2 protein-coding genes are annotated in these 1,165 nt (G+C 44.4%); both read left to right on the top strand.

The window, feature by feature from the left end; genetic code table 11:
- Positions 1 to 616 (top strand): PAS domain-containing sensor histidine kinase (locus A3739_RS10265; RefSeq protein WP_197472260.1); only part of this gene is annotated, 616 nt, incomplete at its 5' end.
- A gap of 62 nt (positions 617 to 678) precedes the next feature.
- Positions 679 to 1,165: sigma-54 dependent transcriptional regulator (locus tag A3739_RS10260; RefSeq protein WP_156502524.1), on the top strand; the 487-nt coding region annotated here is incomplete at its 3' end.

Below are 1,165 nucleotides of genomic sequence, written 5' to 3'. Positions count from 1 at the left end.
TATTAGTCATGCTGCACAGCTTCTTTCTGAGTCAGAAGAATTGACAGAAGCTGATCGCAAGATGACTAGCATCATCGAAAGGCATTGCGCGCGAGTAAATGGCATTATTGAAAATACGCTTACCTTGAGCCGCCGTGGTCAACCCGACGTGCAGGCTATTTCACTCCGACCTTGGCTTGAGCAAGTCGTCGATCAGTGTCGAGAACAAAGCGATTCTCCTATCCCCATCCGCGTGAACGTTCTGAATAAGGAAGACACTTTGGCGCGATTTGACCCTTCTCAGATTGAGCAAGTGCTTACTAACTTGATTGTCAATGCGCAATACCACATCGAGAAATCGATGAACGAGGGTGGGGTTGAAGTATGCTTGTCACGCAAAGCGGGCACGGGACAAGCTGTCGTAGATATCATTGATTCGGGTAATGGCGTATCGGAAGAGAATCAGAAACATTTGTTTGAGCCCTTTTTTACAACCGAGAGCACAGGAACCGGATTGGGTCTATACATATCGCGTGAACTGTGTGAAGCCAATCAGGCAAACTTAAGTTACCTTGAGAGCAGTAGTGGCGGTGCTTGTTTTCGCATTATATTTGCGCACCACAAACGAATTGTTTAAGCCAGAAACATTTGAATACAGACTTCAGCATTGACTGAGATAGAAACTAGTAGAGACGTTAAATGACTCGACCATGCGTATTAATAATTGATGATGAACCAGATATTCGAGAACTTCTCGAAATCACGCTGATGCGTATGGGGTTAGATACCGTCAGTGTTGATTGTATCGAAGAAGCTCATCGTGCTTTGTCAGAGTTTACCTTTCAATTATGTTTAACAGATATGAACCTGCCGGATGGCAATGGTATTGATTTTGTGCGTTTTATACAGAGCGAACACAGTCATATTCCGATAGCTATGATTACCGCTTATGGCAGTGTTGAAACCGCCATTGAAGCCCTAAAAGCAGGTGCATTTGATTTTATCTCTAAGCCTGTCGATTTAACGCAACTACGCACACTTGTATCTAGTGCGCTTAAACTCGCTGAAACAAAAGTTGATCTTGCTCAGTCAATTCCTAGTGATCAAACGGTGCTCCTCGGTGAGAGTGCCGAACTCAAAAAGCTCAACAAACAGGTTATTAAACTCGCTCGCAGCCAAGCGCCAA

This window comes from Oleiphilus sp. HI0067 (assembly GCF_001635735.1).
The sequence above is the reverse complement of the archived record's forward strand: the minus strand, read 5'-3'. Positions and strand labels throughout refer to the sequence as shown.